Raw genomic sequence first — 20,964 nt, 5'->3', positions numbered from 1 at the left:
ACCGATGACCACTGCCGACAGCCCGGCCACGGCGGCGCGACGGCCCGCGACGGCCCGGCCCCTGGAGAACGCCGTGTTCAGCGCGGCCATGGTCGCCCAGCGCCTGCCGTGGACGGACGCCCCGGCCCGCGCGCTGGGGCTGGACGCCCTGACCCGGGACGGGCTGACGCGCCGGCTGCTCGCGCACCTGCGCCGCACCCGGTCCGGACGCCCGGTCCGGCTGAGCACCCCGTACGGCTCCTTCCTGGTGCCGCTGACCGCCGGTGACACCGAAGGGCTGCTCACCCGGGCCGACGAGGCGGGCGCGCTGGGACCCGTGTCCGGACTCACCGCGGGCGGACAGCGGTACGGCCTGTCCCCGCACGCACCACTGGACCGCGAGGCATCGGCTGCACCGGCCGAGGGCCCGGAGGCACTGGAGGCGCCGGAGTCGCTGGACGCCCTGCTCGCCGAGGACGTGGACCGGGCGGTCGCGGCCCGCCGCGGGGACGGCACCCTGGAGTGGCACGCGTGGTACCGGAGCATGCTGCGGCTGAGCCGGCGCGTGGTGGCGGGCGCCGGGGCCGCCCCGGACACCCTGCTGAGCGAGGTGATCGCGGTCGCGACGGCGGCCGCGGGCGACCGCTCGTACGGCGCCGGGTCCGCGGCCCTGCGCCGTCGGCTGGACCTGCACCTGGCCGACCCGGACCCCGCTTCGCTCGCGGGGCGGCTGACGGCCCGCGGTGTCGGTGCGGACGCCGCGGTCCCGGCCCTCGCGCACACTCTCGCCCTGGTCTCCGAGGCCGCCGCCGGGACCGCGCTGCAGGCGCTGGCGCTGCTCGCCGCGGGCGCCGCCGTGTCCCCGCGGGACGCCGTGGGCGAGGCCCTGCGCCGCTATCCGCCGGTGACCGCAGCCGTGTACCCGGTGCGGGCGCCGTTCGTCTGGGAGGACCTCGCGATCGGGGCGGGGACCGAGATCCTGCGGGCACCCGCCTGGCTGCGCGGCCCGGACGACGCGGTCGGCCCGGACCGGGATCCGGGTCCCGCGGCGCTGTGCGGGTCCCCGGCCGGGTGCGCGGCGGCGCGGTTCGCGGCGCTCGTCGCCGAGGGCGTCGTACGGACGGTCACGACGCGGGTCCGCCCGGTGCTGATCGCGCCGGGGTTCACCGCGGACCGGCTGCCGGACACGCTCGACCCGCGGACGCTGCTCGTGGCGTTCGAGGACCTCGCCGGTCCGCGGGACGACTGCGGCCGTGCAGCGGGCGAAGGGCGGCCGGCGGGCGGCGCGGCGACGGCCGCACCTCCCGCCGCGTACGGGTACGCGCCGGAGTCCTACGGTGCGCTGGCCCACGCCAGCGCCGACCGGCTGGAGCGGCACGCGCAGAGCCTCGCGGCCTGCGCCGCGAACAGCGGCTGGAACAAGGACGAGGCCGGCGAGCGGTTCCGCATGGTCCTGCTCGGGCACGCAGAGCGGTGCGCGAAGGCCGCCGACGGCGTCCGCCGGGCCGCCGAGCGGCTGACGGACTGAGGTGGCCGCCCTCATGCGTACATCGGTCCTGGCCGGGCTCGGCGGCTACGTACCGCCGCGTGCCGTGACCAACGACGAGCTGTGCGGGCACCGTCCGCTGGGCGACGAGTGGATCCGCGGGCGCATCGGCGTGGCGAGCCGGCGCATCGCCGACGGGGAGGCCACCGTCGACCTGGCCGTACGGGCGGGCCGGCACGCGCTGACGGCCGCCGGGACGTCCCGGGCCGACGCGGTCGTCCTCGCGACGACCTCCCCGGACCGGCTGCTGCCGGCGGGGGCCCCGGAGGTCGCGGCGCGGCTGGGGCTGGGCACCGTACCGGCGTTCGACCTGGCCTCGGGCTGCAGCGGATTCCTGTACGGCCTGGCCGTGGCCTCCTCCATGATCATCAGCGGAACCTGCGGCAGCGTCCTCGTGGTGGCCTCGGACGTGTTCAGCGCCTTCCTCGATCCGCAGGACTGGCTGATGTCGGCCATCTTCGGCGACGGGGCGGGCGCCGTGCTGCTCCGGGCCGGCGGGCCGGACACCCCGGGCGCGTTCGGGCCGTTCGACCTGGGCAGCGACGGCGCGCAGGCCGACCTGCTGGAGGTCCCCGGCGGCGGTACGCGGGCCCGCAAGCGGATGCTGGCGGAGCCGGGCGGGGAGGAGCCCTCGCCGTACTTCCGGATGGACGGGCCGACCGTACTCAAGCAGGCGGTCGTCGGCATGTGCGATTCGCTGACGCGGGCCCTCGTCCGTGCGGGCTGGCCGCCGGGCGGGCTGGACGTGGTGGTCGCCCACCAGGCGAACCAGCGCATCCTGGACGGCATCACCGACGAGCTGGGGCTGGCCCCGGGGCAGGTGCTGTCGCACATCGAGGCGTACGGGAACACGGCGGCCGCGTCGGTGCCCGTACTGCTGGCCCAGGCGGCCGCTGCCGGGACCCTGGTGCCCGGGCAGAGGGTGGCGCTCACCGCGTACGGAGCCGGGCTGGCCTGGGGCTCGACCACGCTGGTCTGGCCCGAGGTGCGGGCGGTCACCGAGTGCGGCTGAACCGCAGGCCCGACGCTGCGGCGCCGGACCGGGCCGGTCACCGCGGCCGCTCTACCAGAACGGGGTGTCCCGCCTGCGCCGTTCCCGGTCCACCAGGGCCTGCACGGCGGCCCGGCTGTCGGCGCACAGCTGCCGGGCCGCGGCCGACCGTTCCGCGAAGGACTGGGACCGGGCCGGCGCGGGGATCGGCTCCCCGACGGTGACGATCCACTTCGAGGGCAGCGGGAAGAGCGGGGTGACCGGGAAGAAGGGCAGGCCGAAAAGGCGTGCCAGGGCCGGGATCTCCCCCATCCGGGGGCAGGCCTCCTCGGCGCCGATGACGGACACGGGCACGACCGGGGCGCCGGCCCGGAGTGCGGTGACCGCGAATCCCGGACTGAAGGGGCGGAGCCGGTAGCGCTTGCGAAAAGGCTTCTCCAGTCCGGAGATTCCTTCCGGAAACACTCCGACGAGTTCCCCGGCGTTCAGGTGTTCCAGCCCCAGCAGGGGGTCGAGCGGAATGGCGCCTTTCTTACGGGCGTACGAACCGATCACCGGAACTCGGAACAGCACGGGGGCCGCGGGGACGTGCAGCGGGCGGTGGAGGGTGCGGGCGAAAACCCTCTGGAGGACGAAGGCGTCGAGGCCCCAGGCACCCGAATGATTGGCGACGACGACCGCCGGACCGTCCGCCGGAATGTTCTCGAGCCCCAGCACGTCCAGCCGGAACCAGTCGTCCACCAGCCAGTCGAGGAGGCGGCCCCAGGCGACCTCCCCGGAGTCCCCGAGCAGCCGCTTCACGTTCCTGAGTTCGGCGCCGGCCGCATCGAGCACCTCGATCACATCACTTAAGCTTTCCGACATAAATGATCCCTGCTCTCATGCTTTGAATCATCAAGAAGTCAACAGAGGACGGGTTTTGAGTAAATACCGTGCCGTGATAGTTGTTTGAGCACGAGAACACCCGAGGCGGATTCCGACTTCCGCTCATCGCACTCCCCTTTCACCGCCGGCCGTTGCGACACAATGCTGCAACTGCCTCGATACCGCAAATGAGAGCCCCTTGTGACCACTTCAGCGCAGGAATCCGTCCTCGACGTGATCAGTGAACTGCTCGTCGAGAAGTTCGAAGTCCCCTCCGACGAGGTACGGGCGAACGCGCCGATGCGCGGCCTGCTGACCGACTCCCTCATGGTCGTCGAGATGGCCATCGCCGTTCACGAGGTGCTGGGCGTCAAGGTCGACGAGGAGGAGCTGCGCGAGGCGACCCTCGCCGAGTTCGCCGGATCCGTCGCGGCGCGGCGGACGGAGCGTTGACCCGATGCCGCCCTGAGGCCGTCGTGACCGGGCTCGGCCTGGTCACGGCGGCCGGGTGCGACCGCGAGAGCACCTGGTCGGCCGTACGTGCCGGCCGCTCCACCACGGCCCCCGACCCCGTCCTGGACGGTCTGCCCGTCTCCCTCAGCTGCCGCGTCCCGGAGCTGGACCACCCGGTCCTGCGTCAACGCGGCTCGGCACGGCTGGATCCGGTCTCGCGCTTCGGCCTCGCCGCCGTGGCACAGGCGCTCGACCAGGCCGGGCTGGATCCACAGGAATGGGACGGCGACCGGGTGGCCGTCGTCACCGGCGGCGGCTTCGGCGGGTCGCGGACACAGGAGACCGCGCAGGCCCGACTGGTCGAGCACGGACCGGAGTTCGTCTCCCCCTACTTCCTCACCGGCTACCTGGGCAACATGGTGTGCGCCAACATCGCGCTGCGCTTCGGGGTGACCGGCCCGGCGCTGTCCCTCTCGACGGCCTGCGCATCGGGCACCTCGGCCCTCGGCCTCGCCCGGGACCTGCTCGCGACCGGCCAGTGCGACATCGCGCTCGTCTGCGGCGCGGAGGCGGCCGTGACCCGGCTGAACGTGACCGGATTCGCCCAGCTGGGCACCCTGTCGAGTAAGGGATCCCGGCCCTTCGACGCCGCTCGGGACGGCTTCGTCATCGCCGAGGGGGCCGGCGCCGTCGTCCTGGAACGCCCCGGGCATGCGGCGGCCCGTACGGCCCGCCCGCTCGCCCGCCTGATCGGTTACGCGGCCTCCACCGACGCCCATCACCTGGTGGCCCCGCACCCGGAGGGGCGCGGAGCCGAACAGGCCGTGCGCGCCGCGCTCGCGGACGCGGACATCGGCCCCGGGGACGTCGGCCACGTCAACGCGCACGGCACGTCGACCCGGCAGAACGACGACATCGAGGCCGCCGTCCTGCGGCGCGTCCTCGCCCACCGGCCGCCCGTCACCTCGGCGAAGGGCGCCCTCGGCCACACGCTCGGCGCGGCGGGCGTCATCGAGGCGGCACTCACCGTCCTGGCCCTGGCCGAGGGCACCGTGCCGCCGGTCGCCGGGCTGCGCGAGACCGACCCCGGCCTGGACATCGACGTGGTGAGCGGAGCGGCCCGGATCCACCCGTCGCCGGTCGCCATCAGCAACTCCTTCGGCTTCGGCGGCCACAACGCGGTGGCGGTCCTGGCACGCGCCTGAGCCGGGCGGCGGAGAGGCCCGTGGGCGGACCCGCCCGCACCGCTGCATCGGGTCGGCCGGTCCGGCCGGCTCGGCCGGTCCGACCGCCTCCCGGGCCCGGGCGCAGGCATTCGGGTGGCGGCCCGTCGTGTCGGGCCGACGGCGCGCGCCGGGTTCGCCATCCTGGGCCGGGCACGGCCTCGCGACGGCCGCTGCCCCTCCCCCACGGCGACAAGGAGTACGGCATGCCGACGGATGCGGTCGGGCGTTTCCTCGCGGCTCTGGAACCGCACCAGCGGGAGGCCGTCAGCGGCAGACCGCAGGAGGAGCAGGAGCGACTCGCCGCCGCCTGGGAGCAGGAGCTGGCGTCGGACGACGAACTCGACACCCTCGACGAACTGTCGCCGCCCGCGGCAGAGGCAGAGGCGGCCCGTCGTGTCATGGGCCGTGAATCATGAGACGGCCGCACGGATCGCTCTGATCCTCCGGCCGCCGGACCCCGGACGCCCGACGCCGGACTTCCCGGGAGCGGGAGTCCGGCGTCCGTCTGCTGCTCAGGCCCCGGGGGTGTCGAGCGGCCTCAGGAAGCGGCGCTCGTACCGCTTGATGCAGCGGGTTTCGCGCGCCAGCTCGAAAGCGGCCCGGCACTCCGGGTCGGACATGCTGTCCTCGCGGTACTTCTCATAGGCGGCGAAGCCGGGGAAGGAGAAGAGGGCGTACGCGATGTCGCTGTCGCCCTCGCTGGGCAGGAAGTAGCCGTGGTGGGTGCCTCCGAACCGGTTGACCAACCGGACCCATCGGCGCCCGTACTCCTCGAAGTCCTCGAGCTTGTCGACGTCGATCTCGTACTTCAGATGAATGGTGATCACCACGCCATCATGCCGTCTCCCGCAACTTCCACTGCGGCATCACCAATTGGCGACTTCCACGAGGGGAGCCCGCCAAAGCCTCGTACGCTGCGAGAGGTGGGAGCAGTCACGGAAGGGGGACCTCCATGTCCATGCAAAAGGGTGCCAACGTACCGGTGCCGAGTGCCAGGGTCCGGGTGGAACTGGGCTGGCGGGGCGGGCCCGGAGCACCTGATGTGGACGTGTCGGCCCTGTTGCTGACGGCGGTCGGCAAGGTGCGGTCGGACGACGATTTCGTGTTCTACAACCAGCCCGTGCACCGCAGTGGCGCGGTACGCCACGAGGGAAGGCGCCAGGACGGCACGGGCGTGCTCGAGACGATCGGCGTGACGCTGTCGGCGCTGGAGCAGGAGATCGGGACCGTGGTGGTCGCGGCTTCCACCGACGGCACGTTCGGTCAGGTGTCCGGCCTCTTCGTGCGCGTGCTGGACGCGGACAGCGGCGCCGAGACGGCTCGGTTCGACGCCACGGACGCGACGTCGGAGACCGCGTTCGTCCTCGGGGAGCTGTACCGGCGCAACGGGGCCTGGAAGTTCCGGGCGGTGGGCCAGGGGTACGCCTCCGGGCTGGCCGGGCTCGCCACCGATTTCGGCATCACGGTCGACGATCCTGCTCCCCCGGCCCCGGCCCCGGCCCCGGCCCCAACCTTGTCCTTGTCCGCGCCCGTGCCTGCGCCCGCGCCCCCGCCCGCGCCCGCCCAGCCGGTGCGGCTGTCGAAGATCACTCTGACGAAGGCGGCGCCCGCGGTGTCGCTGGCCAAACAGGGGGCCACCTCCGGCGGTATGCGGGTCAATCTCACCTGGAGCGCCGCCCAGCCGCCGCGCGGCTGGATGCGGAAGGGGCGGGACGCCGTCCGGCTGGAGGACGTCGATCTGGACCTCTCCTGCCTGTGGGAGCTGCAGAACGGAACGCTGGGGATCGTCCACCCCATCAACAACCAGTTCGGCTCCTTCGACCAGCCGCCGTACGTCCAGCTGGACCACGACGACCGGACCGGCGCGAGTGAGGGCGGCGAGAACCTCATGATCAATCTTGATCACGCGGCCGAGATCAAACGCCTCCTCGTGTTCGTGGTCATCTACTCCGGCGCCACGAGCTTCGCGGGGCTCCAGGGTGTCGCGACGCTCCATCCACCCGTGGGTCCGTCCATCGAGGTCCGCCTGGACGAATGCACCGTTCCTTCACCGGTGGCTGCGATCGCGCTGATCGAGAACGTCGGCGGGGAACTGATCGTCCGGCGTGAGGCGAAGTACCTGCTGCTGGCGCCCGGCGTCTTCAAGCAGCAGGCGGCGGACCTCGAGTACGGCTGGGGCATGAGCTGGCAGTCGGCCAGCAAGGACTGACCCCCCACTGCCCTCGGGCCGCCCCGCCCGGAGTAGGTCGAGGCCCGGTGAGGCCTTGGTGACTCATGCGTACTGCACACCTCATCAGTGACAGCCGTGACTGTCGCGGCCCTCGGTCCGAGTGACAGCGTGGGAACGTCACCGACCGAGGGAGCAGGAGTGAACAAGGGGTACGCCGCCTTCTGCGACGCCGACCGCTGGTTCTACGACGCGCCGTACCGGCGGGCCGAGCAGAACTACCCGGCCGCGCTCGCCCCCGTACCGGCGGGGTGGCAGACGCACCGCAGCGGGGACTGGCTGGCGCTGCGCCCCGTCGACGTCCGGCTGCCCCCGCAGGGCTGGAAGATCCACGTCTCGGCGTGCCTGGACAACGCCGAGTCCGTCCTCGAACGGGTCCACCGCTACTGCGTGGACCGGCGGATCGCGTTCAAGTTCGTGCCCAGCCGGTACCTGCTGCACCTGCGCAACGCGAAGTACGCCGACCGCGCGGCGAGCGGCAAGTTCCTCACCGTGTACCCGGCGGACGAGGAGCAGTGCCGGCGCATCGCCGAGGACCTCGACAGGCTGCTGGCGGGTGAGCCCGGCCCGTACATCCTGAGCGATCTGCGCTGGAACGACGGTCCCGTGCACCTGCGGTACGGCAGTTTCACGCTGCGCCACTGCTACGACGACCGCGGCGAGCTCGTTCCCGCGATCGAGGATCCGGACGGCCGGCTGGTGCCGGACCAGCGGGGCCCGGTGTTCCAGCCGCCCTCGTGGGTCGAGCCGCCCTCGTTCCTGGCGCCCCATCTGGCGCGGCGGGCCGCCGTCACCCTCGAAGGCCTCCCGTACACGGTCGAACGGGCCCTGCACTTCTCCAACGGGGGCGGTGTCTACGCCGGCCGTGACGTCCGCACCGGCGAGCCGGTCGTCCTGAAGGAAGCGCGCCCCTTCGCGGGACTCGCAGCCGACGGGGCCGACGCCGTGACCCGGCTGCACCGCGAACGCAGGGCCCTGGAGCAGCTGGCCGGGCTGGACTGCGTGCCCTCGGTCCACGGCACCTTCACCGTCGGCGACCACCACTTCCTGGTGATGCAGCACCTGGAGGGCAAACCCCTCAACACCTACTTCGCCCGGCGGCACCCGCTGATCGAGGCGGACCCCGCTCCCGCGGAGCTCGCCCGGTACACCCGATGGGCGCTGGAGGTCCACCGGCGGGTGACGGAGGCCGTGGAGGCGGTGCACGCCCGCGGCATCGTCTTCAACGACCTGCACCTGTTCAACATCATGGTCACGGAGGACGGTGCCACCGGTGAGATGTCGGTCGCGCTGCTCGACTTCGAGGCCGCCGCCCCGGTCGGCGAGGGACTGCGTCAGACCGTCGCCAACCCGGCCTTCGTCGCCCCGGCCGACCGGCGCGGATTCTCCGTCGACCGGTACGCCCTGGCCTGCCTGCGCCTGGCCCTGTTCCTGCCGCTGACCAGCCTGCTGGTGATGGACCGGGCCAAGGCGGCGCACCTGGCCGACATCGCCGCCGAGCAGTTCCCGGTGCCCCGCGAGTTCCTCGACGAGGCGGTACGGGAGATCCTCGCCGAGTCCGGTGCCGACAGCAGTAGCAGTCGCAGCAGCACCGGACCGGGCGGTCGCGCGATCGTTCCCCACCGCCCCCACCGCCCCTACCTGCCGGTCGAGCCGGGCGACTGGGAAGCCGCCCGCGCCTCGATGACGGCGGCGATCCGGGCGAGCGCCGACTTCGACCGCGAGGACCGGCTCTTCCCCGGGGACACGGCCCAGTTCGCAACCGCCGGCGGCGGCACCGGCTTCGGCAACGGAGCGGCCGGTGTGCTGTACGCCCTCGCCGAGACCGGCGCCGACCCGTGGCCCGAGGCCGAGGAATGGCTGCTGGCCCGGACCAAACAGCCTGCCTCCGGCATGCCGCTGGGCTTCTACGACGGCCTCGCCGGACTGGCATGGACCCTGGAGCGGCTCGGCCACCGCGACCGCGCACTCACCCTCGCCGAACAACTGCTGTGCCAGCCCTGGCAGTCGGCCGGGCCCGACCTGCACAGCGGGCTCGCCGGCATCGGACTGGCCCTGGACTCCCTGGGCTCGGCGACCGGCGAGGGCGCGCTGCACGCCGCGGCCCTGCGCTGCGCCGAGCTCCTCTGCGAACCCGGGGCCGGATCCGGGACCGATCCCGCCGCGGCGGCGGGGGCCGCGGCAGGGAAGGAGCGGGCCGGCCTGCTGTACGGCCGCACCGGCCCCGCCCTCCTCCATCTGCGGCTCCACGAACGCACCGGCGACCCGGAGTCGCTGATCCGGGCCGGCCACGCCCTGCACCGCGATCTCGACCGCTGCGTGACCAGCGCCTTCGGCACCCTGCAGGTCGACGAGGGATGGCGCACGATGCCGTACCTCGGGGCCGGCAGCGTGGGGATCGGCATGGTGCTGGACGACTGGCTAGAGCACGCGCGGGACGACCGTTTCGAACGTGCCCGGCCGGAGATCGTCCGCGCCGCCCAGGCGACCTTCTACGCGCAGCCCGGACTGTTCCGGGGCGCGGCCGGAATGATCCTCCACCTGGCGCGGACCACGACGCCCGGCCCGGGCTCCGCCCCGGGGGACATCGCCCGGCAGGTGGAGGCACTGGCCCGGCACGCGGTCCCGTACAAGGGCTTCCTGGCCTTTCCCGGCGAGCAGATGATGCGCCTGTCCATGGACCTGTCCACGGGCACCGCCGGCGCGCTCCTCGCCCTCGGCGGCGCAGCGCCCGGTGGGCGCGCACACCTGCCGTTCCTCCCGCCGCCGCGGTCGACCGCGGCGGCCCCAGAGCCGGTCCCCCTCGCGGGGGCCGTGACCCATCGGAACACAACAGTGAAGAGGAATCGGACATGACGCTTCTCGACCTGCAGTCGATGGACACCCCGAAGGAAGAGGCCACGGAGGCCGCGCACCTCACCGGTGGCGGTGGCGGCGGGAGCCGCGCCAGCCTGCTCCTCTGCGGCGACAGCAGCCTGAGCATCACGACCTGTAACTGATCAGGTCCTCCCGGGCCCGGGCGGTTCACCGCCCGGGCCCGCACCACACCCCTGGAGCCTGCGCTCATGACTGCGCCAGACCCGGCAGACCCGCCCGGCCCCGCCGACCCGCCCGGCCCCTCCGGCGAGGCAGCGGCGGCCCGCGGTGCCGACCGGGCCCTGCGGGCGGCCGCGCGGCACAGCGCCGGCCGCCTCGCGGCCGCGTCCGCCTGCTCGGTGGCCGCCGCCGGCGCGGCCCTGGCCGAACCGGCGGTCCTCGGCCACACCCTCGACCTGCTGCTGCGGCAGGACCCCTCCGGCGCCCGGTGGACCGCCTGGTGCGCGGCGGTGATAGCCGCCGAGGTCCTGCTCGACGCGGCGACGGCCCGGCTCGGCGGCGGCGTCGACGCGCGCTCCACCGCCTGGCTGCGGCGCCTGGGACTCGGGCGGCTGCTGCGCACCGCCCCGCACCACGCCGCCCGCCACTCCCCCGGTGAACTCTCCGCCCGGCTGACGGCACAGGCCACCACCGCCGGCGCCGTACCGACTGCCGTCATGGGCACGGCCGTTGCTCTGCTTCCTCCGCTCGGCGCACTGGTGGCGCTGTTCCTGGTCGACGTGTGGACGGGGCTGGCATTCCTCGCCGGACTGCCGCTGCTCGTCCTGCTGCTGAGGGCGTTCGCGCGGGACTCGGGCGCCAGCGTCAGCCGCTACCAGGAGGTGCAGCTGGCCATGGCCGGCCGCCTCGTGGAGGCGCTCGCGGGCGCCCGTACCATCGCCGCCGCCGGCACCGCCGAGCGCGAACAGGCGCGCGTACTGGCCCGGTTGCCGGAGCTCGGAGCCGAGGGACGGCGGACGTGGCGGATCTACGGCACGACCGTGGCACGCACCAGTGCCCTCATGCCGATGCTGCTCTACGTGGTCCTCGGCGTGGGCGGGATGCGCCTTGCGGACGGGGCCCTCGGCGTCGGGGGGCTCCTCGCCGCGGTCCGCTACGCGGGGCTCGCCGCCGGGGTCGGCGCCGTGACGGGTCGGCTGGCGGCCGTGGTGCGCGGCCGGGCCGCCGCCCGCCGCACGGCGGCCCTCTTCGACCTGCCCGAACTCCCCCAGGGCGATCGCTGGTTGCCCGAGGACGGACCGGGCACCCTGGAACTTCAGGGCGTACGGGTCGTGCGCGCGGGCGCCGTGGTGCTGCGCGACGTGGACCTGCTGATCCCCGGCGGGACGACCGCCGCCGTCGTGGGCCGCTCCGGCTCGGGCAAGACGACCCTGGCCGCCGTGGCGGGGCGGCTCACCGCGTGCGACGCGGGCCGCGTACTGCTCGACGGTGTGCCGCTGGACGAACTGTCCGGCGAGGAGCTGCGCCGCGAGACCGGCCACGCCTTCGAACGCCCGGCCCTCTTCGGGAAGGACGTCGCGGCCGCCGTCGCCTTCGGCGGCGGACGGGCGGCACCGGACCGGCACGCCGTGCGAGCGGCCGCGCGGGCCGCCGGTGCCGATGCGTTCGTCCGCCGCCTGCCCGAGGGCTACGACACGGCGCTCCCGGACGCGCCCATGTCCGGTGGCGAGCTGCAACGCCTCGGCCTGGCACGGGCGTTCTGCCGTGCGGGGCGGCTGCTCGTGCTGGACGACGCGACGTCGAGCCTGGACACCGTCACCGCCCGCGAGGTGGAGCGGGCCCTGACCCACGACGTCCGGCCGGGCACGCGTCTGGTGGTCGCGCACCGCATCTCCTCGGCCGCCCGCGCCGACCTCGTGGTGTGGCTCGACGCGGGACGGGTCAGGGCGACCGGTACGCACGCGGAGCTGTGGCGGGACCCCGGCTACCGGGCGGTGTTCGGCGACGGGGCGGAGCCCGGCCCGCACCCGCGGCCGGCCGCGGAGCCGCCCGGCCGGGAGGCGGTCCGATGAGCGAAACCGGTACGTGGCGCCGGGTGGCCCGTGAGGGCCGCTGCTTCCTGCGCGGCCGGCACCGTTCGCTGCGCCGGCTCGCGCTGTGGTCCCTGCTGGAGTCCGCGCACACCTTCCTCGGCGGTTACGCGGTGGCCCGCGCCCTCGACGACGGCTTCCTCGCCGGCCGCACCGGTACCGGCATCGGCTGGCTGGCCGTGGCCGGCGCGGGCGCCCTGCTCGGAGCCCTCGCGCTGCGCGGGGTGTTCGGCGGGCTCGCGGACCTGGTCGAACCGCTGCGGGACGGTCTGGTGCGGCGCTCCGTGCGGCAGGCGATCGGGCGGGCCGTCGCCGATCCCGGGCGGGCCGGTGACTCGGGTGCGGTCTCCCGGCTCACGCAGCAGACCGAGATGGCCCGGGACTCCTTCGCCGGACTGGTGCTGATCGCCCGGTCGTTCGTCTTCACCGCCCTGGGCGCGCTGCTCGGCCTGGCGGCGCTGGCTCCCGTCCTGCTGGTCCTCGTCCTGCCCGCGCTGCTCCTGGGCACGGCCGCCTTCCTGGCCACGCTGCACCCGATGGCCGTAGTGCAGCGTGCGGCGCTCGATGCCGACGAGGCGCTGTCCGCGCGCGCCGGCGAACTGGCGGCGGGACTGCGGGACGTCGTCGCGTGCGGCGGCGGGGCGAGCGCCGGGGCGAGGGTGGAGCTGCTGATCGCCGAGCAGGAACGGCTGACCGGGCGCCTCGCGCGGTGGACCGCCCTGCGCACCCTGGCCCTGGGCGTCGCGGGCCGTCTGCCGGTCGTCGTCCTGCTGGCGGGAACGCCGTGGCTGCTCGGGCGCGGGGTGAGTACGGGGGCGGTGGCAGGGGCCCTCACCTACCTCGTGCAGTCGCTGCTCCCCGCCCTGGACGCGCTGATGACGGCGGTGGGCGCGGCGGGCACCCGGCTGCTGGTGGTGCTGGACCGGTTCTGCGAGCCGCGGCCGACGGCGCCGCGGGGGGACGCCCCGCTGCCCACACTGCCCTCTCCTCCCGCGCCACCCGCGCTACCCGTCCCACCCGCGCCGCCCGCGCCGCCCGCGCCCGCCGTCGAACTGCGTCGGGTCCGCTTCGCCTACGGTCCCCGTGCGCACCCCGTGATCGACGGCCTCGACCTGGTGGTCGGGCCGGGCGAGCACCTGGCCGTCGTGGGGCCGAGCGGCATCGGCAAGTCCACGCTCACCGCTCTGATCGCAGGCCTGCTGCCGCCCGGCCGGGGCACCGTACGGGTGGCGGGTGCCCCCGCGGGACGCGCGCCGGGGCACGGTCCCGACGGCCGCCGGACACTGCTGCCCCAGCAGGCGTACGTCTTCACGGGTACGGTCCGCGAGAACCTGACCCACTTCGTCCCCGGGCCGGTGCCCGGCGACGAGGTGGAGCGGGCCACGTCCGTCCTCGGCGCGGACGGACTCGTGGCCCGGCTGGGCGGGCTGGACGCGGTCGTCGACCCGGGCCGGCTCTCACCGGGCGAGCGGCAGCACCTCGCCCTCGCCGCCGCCTACCTCTCCCCCGCCCCCCTGCTGCTGCTGGACGAGGCCACCTGCCACCTCGACCCCCGGACCGAGGAACGCGCCGAGCGGGCGCTCGCCGAGCGCCCGGGCACCCTGGTGGTGGTCGCCCACCGCATCTCCTCCGCGGCCAGGGCCGACCGGGTCCTCGTACTCGACGGGACCCGGGCGGTGTTGGGCACGCATGCGGAGCTCCCGGCCAGGTCGCCCCTGTACCGGGATCTGGTGGGCCTGTGGAACGCGCACGCATGACGGCGCGGGAGGAAACCGGACGGCGGGCGGCTCGGCCGGCGGCTCAGACCCAGCCGGCCCGGCGGGATATCCGGATGGCGTCGATCCGGTTGCGGGCGCCGGTCTTGCGGGTCACGGCGGCCATGTAGTTGCGAACGGTTCCGCTGGCCAGGTGCAGGGCGCGGGCGATCTCCGCGATCGAGTCGCCCTCGGCGGCCCGGGCCAGCACGCTCAGTTCGCGCGGGCTGAGCGGCATCGGATCGGCTTCCATGAAGGCCGAGGCGAGTGTGGCATCGATGAAGCGTTCACCGGCCGAGACCTTGCCGATGGCCCGGATCAGCCGGGCGGGCGAGCCGTCCTTGTCGACGTAGCCGAGTGCCTGGGTCCGGAAGGCGCGCCGCAGCGAGCCGGGCGTGTCGGCACGGGCGAGTACGAGTAAGGGGGTGGGCGAGTGGGGCAGCAGACGGGCGGCGTCGGTGTCCGCGAGGAGGGCGGTCGAGACCCCCGGACAGTCGAGGTCCACGACCGCCACGTCGGGTCGTAAGAACTCCGCCTGGCGCGCGGCGGCCCGCCAGCCGGAGGAGGTGACCTCGAAGTCGCCTTCGGATCTCAGGAGCGCGGCCAGTGCGGACCTTACGAGGCACACGCTGTGCAGCACCAGGACCTTGGTCATCGGGGTTCCCCTCATGTGACGATCGATCAGCATCAAGCGGCTGCCCAGCTACCACCGTGCGGGAACGTCTCCGCGGGAGGCGTGCGGGGGCGCGTGGCCTGAGGCAGACGCTCCGCCAGTGCCACCCCCGGGTGCCTCGTGGCCGTCCCACCTCGGCGGGCGTCGGGAAGGCGCCGCCGAAGCCTTCTGGACGCCAATATCCGGACGGGCTGATTCCGTGCGCATTCGGCAAGATCCACCGCCGGTGCGGTTGTCAGGGCGGGAGGTTTCGGATGCCGCCCGGCGGCCAGACGCGTAGGAGTACCGAACACGCAGTACGGAGCACGGACCACGAGGACAGGAGTACTTCCATGACGACGATGGCCCTGCTGATCGCACCCATGGTGCTGGCCCTGCTGCTCGTCCACCGCGGCGGCGGCCACCGCGCACGCCACCGGGCGAGCCGCTTCTGAGTCGCGCGCACCGGCCGAGGACCGGGACGGGGGCGGCTCGGCGGAGCGCTCGAGAAAAAACTTCGGCGGGCGATGTCGAGAACCCGGAGTCTGCTCCGTCCCCGGGGTGAAGGCGGCCACAATGGGTCGCACCAGCTCCGAGGAGAAGCACCATGGCCAAGTACCTGCTGCTCAAGCACTACCGCGGCGCCCCGGCTCCGGCCAACGACGTGCCCATGGACCGGTGGACGCCCGAGGAGATCTCGGCGCACATGCAGTACATGCACGACTTCGCGGCCCGGCTCGAGACCACCGGTGAGTTCGTCGACGGCCAGGCGCTCGCCCCCGAGGGAACGTTCGTCCGGTACGACGGCGAGGGGCGCCCGCCCGTCACCGACGGCCCGTTCGCCGAGACCAAGGACCTGATCGCCGGCTGGATGGTGATCGACGTCGACAGCTACGAGCGCGCCCTCGAGCTGGCCGGAGAGCTGTCGGCCGCCCCCGGGGCGGGCGGGAAGCCGATCCACGAGTGGCTCGAGCTGCGCCCGTTCCTGGCCGCGCCGCCCACCATCACCGAGTGACCTCGTCCATGGACGAGGCCCTGCTCAGGAGCCTCACACCGAGCGTGCTCGCCGTCCTCGTCCGTCGCGGAGCCGATTTCGCGGCGGCCGAGGACGCGGTGCAGGAGGCGCTGATCGAAGCGGTCCGCACCTGGCCGGCCGACCCGCCACGGGAGCCGAAGGGCTGGCTGGTCACCGTGGCCTGGCGCCGGTTCCTCGACGCGACCCGTACGGACACCGCCCGCCGCAGGCGTGAGGACCTGGTCGACGAGGAGCCGCCGCCCGGGCCCGCGCCCGCGGCGGACGACACGCTCCAGCTGTACTTCCTGTGCGCCCACCCGTCGCTGACGCCGTCGTCCGCGGTCGCGCTCACGCTGCGCGCCGTCGGCGGACTCACCACCCGGCAGATCGCCCAGGCCTACCTGGTGCCCGAGGCGACCATGGCGCAGCGGATCAGCCGGGCCAAGCGCACGGTCTCCGGCGTGCGCCTCGACCGGCCCGGCGACGTCGCCACCGTGCTGCGCGTCCTCTACCTCGTGTTCAACGAGGGCTACTCGGGCGACGTCGACCTCGCCGCCGAGGCCATCCGGCTCACCCGGCAGCTCGCGGCCGCGATCGACCATCCCGAGGTGGCCGGGCTGCTCGCCCTCATGCTGCTGCACCACGCCCGGCGGGCGAGCCGGACCGCGCCGGACGGCAGCCTGGTGCCGCTCGCCGAGCAGGACCGCGGCCGGTGGGACACCGCGGCAATCGCCGAGGGGATCGGGATCCTGCATGCGGCCCTGGCCCGCGACCGGCTGGGAGAGTTCCAGGCACAGGCCGCCATCGCGGCGCTCCATGCCGACGCGCCCACGTCCGGGGAGACGGACTGGGTTCAGATCGTCGAGTGGTACGACGAGCTCGCGCGCCTGACCGACAGCCCGGTCGTGCGGCTCAACCGCGCCGTGGCCGTCGGTGAGGCCGACGGTCCGCGCGCCGGGCTGGCGGCGCTCGCGGAACTGGACGCCTCGCTGCCCCGCCACGCCGCGGTGGCGGCGTACCTCCACGAGCGCGACGGCGACCCGGTGACGGCCGCGCGGCTGTACGCCGAGGCGGCCCGGAAGGCACCCAACCTCGCCGAACGCGATCACCTGACGCGCCGGGCGGCCCGGCTCAACGCCCACCGTCCTCGCTGACGCCTCGCGGGGCCACGGTCGCCGCTGCCGGCGGCGGCCCGGCGCACCTCGGCCTCGCGCACCCGCGGCCTCGCGCACCGCTGCCGAGCCCCCGCGCGCCGTATCCGCGTCAGGGCGGCATCAAGAGTTCCGCCGTGCCCGTATGGAGCGCGTCAAAGGGGCTTAACCCACCGCTGAGCTCGCGGTTTGCTCGTCTTCGGCCATACGGCCGATTCCGTCTCATCACTTCATCCAGGAGCTCACGATGGCCGATCTGGCCTTCGTCGTCACCACGGTCGCGGTCTTCGCGCTGGTGGCTCTCGTCGCCCGAGGGGTGGCCAAGCTGTGAACGCCGAAAACATCGTCGGTCTCGTGGTGGCCGTCTCCCTGCTCGGATACCTCGTCCTCGCCCTCGTGTACCCGGAGAGGTTCTGAGCACCGATATGAGCCCCGAAACCGCCGGTGCGCTCCAGCTCCTCGCGCTGATCGCCGCGCTCGCGCTGGCCCACCGTCCGCTGGGCGACCACATGGCCCGGGTCTACTCGTCCGAGCGGCACTACCGTCCGGAGAAGTGGATCTACAAGGCCATCGGCGCCAACCCGTCCGCCGAGATGCGCTGGCCCGCCTACCTGCGCGGCGTCCTCGCCTTCTCGGCGGTGAGCGTCCTGTTCCTCTACGCCCTGCAGCGTCTGCAGGGCAGCCTCCCGGGCTCGCTCGGCTTCGCCTCGATAGACCCGGACCAGGCGTTCAACACCGCCGCGTCGTTCGTCGCCAACACCAACTGGCAGTCGTACTACGGCGAGCAGGCCATGGGCCACGTCGTCCAGACCGGTGGCCTCGCGGTCCAGAACTTCGTCTCCGCCGCGGTCGGCATGGCCGTCGCGGTGGCCCTCGTACGGGGCTTCGCGCGCTCCCGCACCGGGGAGCTCGGCAACTTCTGGGCGGACCTGGTGCGCGGCACCGTCCGGATCCTGCTGCCGATCTCGGTGGCGGGCGCGCTGATCCTCGTCGCGTGCGGGGCGATCCAGAACTTCGCCGGCATCCACGAGGTCGGCCAGTTCACGGGTGGCAGTCAGCAGTGGAACGGCGGGGCGGTCGCCTCGCAGGAGGTCATCAAGGAACTGGGCACCAATGGCGGTGGCTACTTCAACGCCAACTCCGCCCACCCCTTCGAGAACCCCAACCCGTTCTCGAACGTCTTCGAGATCTTCCTGATCCTGCTGATCCCGTTCGCGCTGACCCGTACCTTCGGCCGGATGGTCGGCAGCCTGCGGCAGGGCTACGCGATCCTCGCCACGATGGCCACCATCTGGATCGGCTTCACCGCGCTGATGATGTGGACCGAGTTCGCGCACCACGGCCCGGCGCTGCAGGCCGCGGGCGGGGCGATGGAGGGCAAGGAGACCCGCTTCGGCATCGCCGGATCGGCGACCTTCGCCGTCGCGACCACGCTGACCTCGACGGGAGCGGTGAACTCCTTCCACTCCTCCTACACCGGCCTCGGTGGCGGCATCACCCTGCTGGGCATGCAGCTCGGCGAGATCGCGCCCGGCGGCGTGGGCTCGGGCCTCTACGGCATGCTGATCATGGCGATCATCGCGGTGTTCATCGCCGGCCTCATGGTCGGCCGTACCCCGGAGTACCTGGGCAAGAAGATCGGCACTCGGCAGATCAAGCTGGCCGCCTGCTACATCCTGGTGACCCCGGCGCTGGTGCTCTGCTTCACCGCCGCGGCGATGGCCCTGCCCACCCCGGGCAACTCGATGGCCAACCCGGGAGCGCACGGCTTCTCCGAGATCCTCTACGCCTACACCTCGGGCGCCAACAACAACGGCTCCGCCTTCGCGGGCCTGAACGCCGACACGCAGTGGTTCAACAGCACCATCGGCATCGCCATGCTGCTCGGCCGCTTCCTGCCGATCGTGTTCGTCCTCGCGCTGGCCGGCTCGCTCGCCGAACAGCGGCCCGTACCCGCCACCGCGGGAACCCTGCGCACGGACAAGCCGCTGTACACCGGGCTGCTCGTCGGCACGATCCTCGTCATCGCCGGTCTGACCTACTTCCCCGCCCTCGCGCTGGGTCCGCTCGCCGAAGGGCTCGCCTCATGAGCACCATCACACCGATCCGTGCCCCGCACCAGGACGGCCCGCCCACCGCAGACAAGCCGGCCGGGCGCGTCGGCGGGGGTCTGTTCGACCCGAAGGCACTCCTCAAGTCCTTCCCCGACGCGGTGCGGAAACTCGACCCGCGCATCATGATCAAGTCCCCGGTCATGTTCGTCGTTCTCGTCGGCTCCGTCGTCACGACGGCGCTGGCGCTGGCCGACCCGGCCAACTGGTTCGGCTGGGCGATCACCGCCTGGCTGTGGCTGACCACGATCTTCGCGAACCTCGCGGAAGCAGTGGCAGAGGGCCGCGGCAAGGCCCAGGCCGACACCCTGCGCAGGGCCAGGACCGACACCGTCGCCCGGCGGCTGAAGGGGACGGCGGAGGAGCGGGTGCCCGGCACCGAGCTGCGCGTCGGCGACCTGGTCGTGTGCGAGGCGGGGGACATCGTCCCCGGTGACGGTGATGTCGTCGAAGGCGTCGCCTCCGTCGACGAATCCGCCATCACCGGCGAGTCCGCACCCGTCATCCGGGAGTCCGGCGGCGACCGCAGCGCCGTCACCGGCGGTACGAAGGTCCTCTCCGACCGGATCGTCGTGAAGATCACGGCCAGGCCGGGCGAGACCTTCATCGACCGCATGATCGCGCTCGTGGAGGGCGCGGCCCGGCAGAAGACGCCCAACGAGATCGCGCTGAACATCCTGCTGGCATCGCTCACAATCGTCTTCCTGCTGGCCGTGGTCACCCTGCAGCCGTTCGCGATCCACGCAGGCGCCGAGCAGTCGATGATCGTGCTCACCGCACTCCTCGTCTGCCTGATCCCCACCACCATCGGCGCCCTGCTCTCGGCCATCGGCATCGCGGGCATGGACCGCCTCGTCCAGCGCAACGTGCTGGCGATGAGCGGACGCGCGGTGGAGGCTGCGGGCGACGTCTCCACACTGCTGCTCGACAAGACCGGCACCATCACGCTCGGAAACCGGCAGGCGTCCGAGTTCGTCCCGGTCAAGGGCGCGTCGGAGGCCGAACTGGCGGACGCCGCCCAGTTGTCGTCCCTCGCGGACGAGACCCCCGAGGGCCGCTCGATCGTGGTCCTGGCGAAGGAGAGGTACGGCCTGCGCGAACGCCGCCGGGGCGAGCTCGCCCACGCGGAATGGATCACCTTCACGGCCCAGACCCGTATGTCGGGGGTCGACGTGGACGGGAGGAAGACCCGTAAGGGCGCGGCCGGTTCGGTCATCGCCTGGGTCGTGGAACGGGGCGGACGGGTCGCCGCCGACGCGGACCTGCTCGCGGCCCGTGTCTCCGAGGCCGGCGGCACCCCGCTCCTGGTGGCCGTGGAGGACGAGAGGGGTGCCCGGATCCTCGGCGTCGTCCACCTCAAGGACGTCGTCAAGGAGGGCATGCGCGAGCGGTTCGACGAACTGCGCCGCATGGGCATCAAGACGATCATGATCACGGGCGACAACCCGCTCACGGCCAGGGCGATCGCAGAGGAGGCCGGCGTCGACGACTTCCTCGCCGAGGCCACTCCCGAGGACAAGATGGCCCTCATCAAGCGGGAACAGGCGGGCGGCAAGCTCGTCGCGATGACGGGCGACGGAACGAACGACGCGCCGGCCCTGGCCCAGGCGGACGTGGGCGTGGCGATGAACACGGGCACCTCGGCCGCCAAGGAGGCCGGGAACATGGTGGACCTGGACTCGGACCCCACCAAGCTCATCGAGATCGTGGAGATCGGCAAGCAGCTCCTCATCACGCGGGGCGCGCTCACGACCTTCTCCATCGCCAACGACGTCGCGAAGTACTTCGCGATCATCCCGGCCATGTTCGCAGTGGTTTACCCGGGACTCGACAAGCTCAACATCATGGGCCTGGCCTCTCCCGAGTCGGCCATCCTCTCCGCCGTCGTCTTCAACGCGCTGGTCATCATCGCGCTCGTGCCGCTCGCCCTGAAGGGCGTGCGGTACAGGCCGACCAGCGCGGACAGGATGCTCCGTCGCAACATCGGGGTCTACGGACTCGGCGGCCTCGTCGCCCCGTTCATCGGCATCAAGCTCATCGACATGATCATCACCCTCATCCCCGGACTCGCCTGAATCAGGAAAGTGC

Annotated in this window: 18 protein-coding genes; 15 read left to right on the top strand and 3 right to left on the bottom strand. The window is 73.3% G+C overall.

Features of this window, described 5'->3' with window-relative positions; translation table 11 throughout:
• Nucleotides 1-4: 4 nt before the first annotated feature.
• Both OG753_RS36535 and OG753_RS36530 read left to right on the top strand, forming a co-directional pair.
• On the top strand, nucleotides 5-1,507 hold the full coding sequence (locus tag OG753_RS36535; protein WP_405791694.1) for a hypothetical protein: 1,503 nt from the start codon (nucleotides 5-7) through the stop codon (nucleotides 1,505-1,507).
• 13 nt (nucleotides 1,508-1,520) lie between these two features.
• The gene (locus OG753_RS36530) at nucleotides 1,521-2,537 is read left to right on the top strand and encodes a beta-ketoacyl-ACP synthase 3 (protein WP_405791692.1); all 1,017 of its coding nucleotides are present in this window, start codon (nucleotides 1,521-1,523) and stop codon (nucleotides 2,535-2,537) included.
• 51 nt (nucleotides 2,538-2,588) lie between these two features.
• On the opposite strand, the gene OG753_RS36525 is transcribed toward OG753_RS36530, so the two are convergent.
• On the bottom strand, nucleotides 2,589-3,380 hold the full coding sequence (locus OG753_RS36525) for a lysophospholipid acyltransferase family protein (protein ID WP_405791690.1): 792 nt from the start codon (nucleotides 3,378-3,380) through the stop codon (nucleotides 2,589-2,591).
• Between the two features lie 201 nt (nucleotides 3,381-3,581).
• Between OG753_RS36525 and OG753_RS36520 the strand changes: the two genes are divergently transcribed.
• From OG753_RS36520 to OG753_RS36510, 3 genes are all read left to right on the top strand, one after another.
• Nucleotides 3,582-3,833 carry an acyl carrier protein gene (locus OG753_RS36520; protein ID WP_327266044.1) on the top strand — a complete coding sequence of 84 codons (252 nt, stop codon included), beginning with the start codon at nucleotides 3,582-3,584 and terminating at the stop codon, nucleotides 3,831-3,833.
• A gap of 23 nt (nucleotides 3,834-3,856) precedes the next feature.
• Nucleotides 3,857-5,038 carry a beta-ketoacyl-[acyl-carrier-protein] synthase family protein gene (locus OG753_RS36515; RefSeq protein WP_405791688.1) on the top strand — a complete coding sequence of 394 codons (1,182 nt, stop codon included), beginning with the start codon at nucleotides 3,857-3,859 and terminating at the stop codon, nucleotides 5,036-5,038.
• 224 nt (nucleotides 5,039-5,262) lie between these two features.
• Nucleotides 5,263-5,475: a hypothetical protein gene (locus OG753_RS36510; protein ID WP_327266042.1), complete on the top strand. Its 213-nt coding sequence runs from the start codon at nucleotides 5,263-5,265 to the stop codon at nucleotides 5,473-5,475.
• A 96-nt stretch (nucleotides 5,476-5,571) separates the two neighbouring features.
• Here OG753_RS36510 and OG753_RS36505 read toward each other — a convergent pair whose 3' ends face one another.
• Nucleotides 5,572-5,886: an NIPSNAP family protein gene (locus OG753_RS36505; RefSeq protein WP_327266041.1), complete on the bottom strand. Its 315-nt coding sequence runs from the start codon at nucleotides 5,884-5,886 to the stop codon at nucleotides 5,572-5,574.
• Nucleotides 5,887-6,011: 125 nt separating this feature from the next.
• Here OG753_RS36505 and OG753_RS36500 point away from each other — a divergent pair, with 125 nt between their 5' ends.
• From OG753_RS36500 to OG753_RS36480, 5 genes are all read left to right on the top strand, one after another.
• Nucleotides 6,012-7,268 (top strand): TerD family protein, encoded by a 1,257-nt coding sequence (locus OG753_RS36500; protein ID WP_405791685.1) that lies wholly within the window; start codon nucleotides 6,012-6,014, stop codon nucleotides 7,266-7,268.
• Between the two features lie 159 nt (nucleotides 7,269-7,427).
• Nucleotides 7,428-10,142 carry a class III lanthionine synthetase LanKC gene (lanKC, locus tag OG753_RS36495; RefSeq protein WP_405791683.1) on the top strand — a complete coding sequence of 905 codons (2,715 nt, stop codon included), beginning with the start codon at nucleotides 7,428-7,430 and terminating at the stop codon, nucleotides 10,140-10,142.
• Nucleotides 10,139-10,285, top strand: a complete 147-nt coding sequence (locus OG753_RS36490) for a SapB/AmfS family lanthipeptide (RefSeq protein WP_327266038.1) — start codon at nucleotides 10,139-10,141, stop codon at nucleotides 10,283-10,285. Before lanKC ends, OG753_RS36490 begins: the two co-directional genes overlap by 4 nt.
• Nucleotides 10,286-10,351: 66 nt before the next feature.
• Nucleotides 10,352-12,175: an ATP-binding cassette domain-containing protein gene (locus OG753_RS36485; RefSeq protein ID WP_405791680.1), complete on the top strand. Its 1,824-nt coding sequence runs from the start codon at nucleotides 10,352-10,354 to the stop codon at nucleotides 12,173-12,175.
• On the top strand, nucleotides 12,172-13,950 hold the full coding sequence (locus tag OG753_RS36480; RefSeq protein WP_405791678.1) for an ATP-binding cassette domain-containing protein: 1,779 nt from the start codon (nucleotides 12,172-12,174) through the stop codon (nucleotides 13,948-13,950). The genes OG753_RS36485 and OG753_RS36480 overlap by 4 nt, the downstream gene beginning before the upstream one ends.
• A gap of 43 nt (nucleotides 13,951-13,993) precedes the next feature.
• Here the strand turns inward: OG753_RS36480 and OG753_RS36475 are convergent, their stop codons facing one another.
• Entirely contained in the window at nucleotides 13,994-14,602 is a 609-nt protein-coding gene (locus OG753_RS36475; RefSeq protein ID WP_327266035.1) for a response regulator transcription factor, read from the bottom strand.
• Between the two features lie 604 nt (nucleotides 14,603-15,206).
• Here OG753_RS36475 and OG753_RS36470 point away from each other — a divergent pair.
• The 5 genes from OG753_RS36470 to kdpB all read left to right on the top strand — a co-directional run bounded on the left by OG753_RS36470 (nucleotide 15,207) and on the right by kdpB (nucleotide 20,951).
• Complete coding sequence (locus OG753_RS36470) at nucleotides 15,207-15,614, top strand: YciI family protein (protein ID WP_327266034.1); 408 nt, start codon at nucleotides 15,207-15,209, stop codon at nucleotides 15,612-15,614.
• A gap of 8 nt (nucleotides 15,615-15,622) precedes the next feature.
• Nucleotides 15,623-16,768 (top strand): RNA polymerase sigma factor, encoded by a 1,146-nt coding sequence (locus OG753_RS36465; RefSeq protein WP_405792940.1) that lies wholly within the window; start codon nucleotides 15,623-15,625, stop codon nucleotides 16,766-16,768.
• Between the two features lie 324 nt (nucleotides 16,769-17,092).
• Complete coding sequence (gene kdpF, locus OG753_RS36460; RefSeq protein ID WP_037789535.1) at nucleotides 17,093-17,182, top strand: K(+)-transporting ATPase subunit F; 90 nt, start codon at nucleotides 17,093-17,095, stop codon at nucleotides 17,180-17,182.
• Nucleotides 17,183-17,190: 8 nt separating this feature from the next.
• Nucleotides 17,191-18,855 (top strand): potassium-transporting ATPase subunit KdpA, encoded by a 1,665-nt coding sequence (gene kdpA, locus OG753_RS36455; RefSeq protein ID WP_405791675.1) that lies wholly within the window; start codon nucleotides 17,191-17,193, stop codon nucleotides 18,853-18,855.
• Nucleotides 18,852-20,951: a potassium-transporting ATPase subunit KdpB gene (gene kdpB, locus OG753_RS36450; protein ID WP_405791672.1), complete on the top strand. Its 2,100-nt coding sequence runs from the start codon at nucleotides 18,852-18,854 to the stop codon at nucleotides 20,949-20,951. The genes kdpA and kdpB overlap by 4 nt, the downstream gene beginning before the upstream one ends.
• The last annotated feature ends 13 nt before the right edge of the window (nucleotides 20,952-20,964 follow it).

Origin of the sequence: Streptomyces sp. NBC_00029 (genome assembly GCF_045160505.1) — a bacterium.
Lineage (GTDB): Bacteria > Actinomycetota > Actinomycetes > Streptomycetales > Streptomycetaceae > Streptomyces.
The sequence above is the reverse complement of the archived record's forward strand: the minus strand, read 5'-3'. Positions and strand labels throughout refer to the sequence as shown.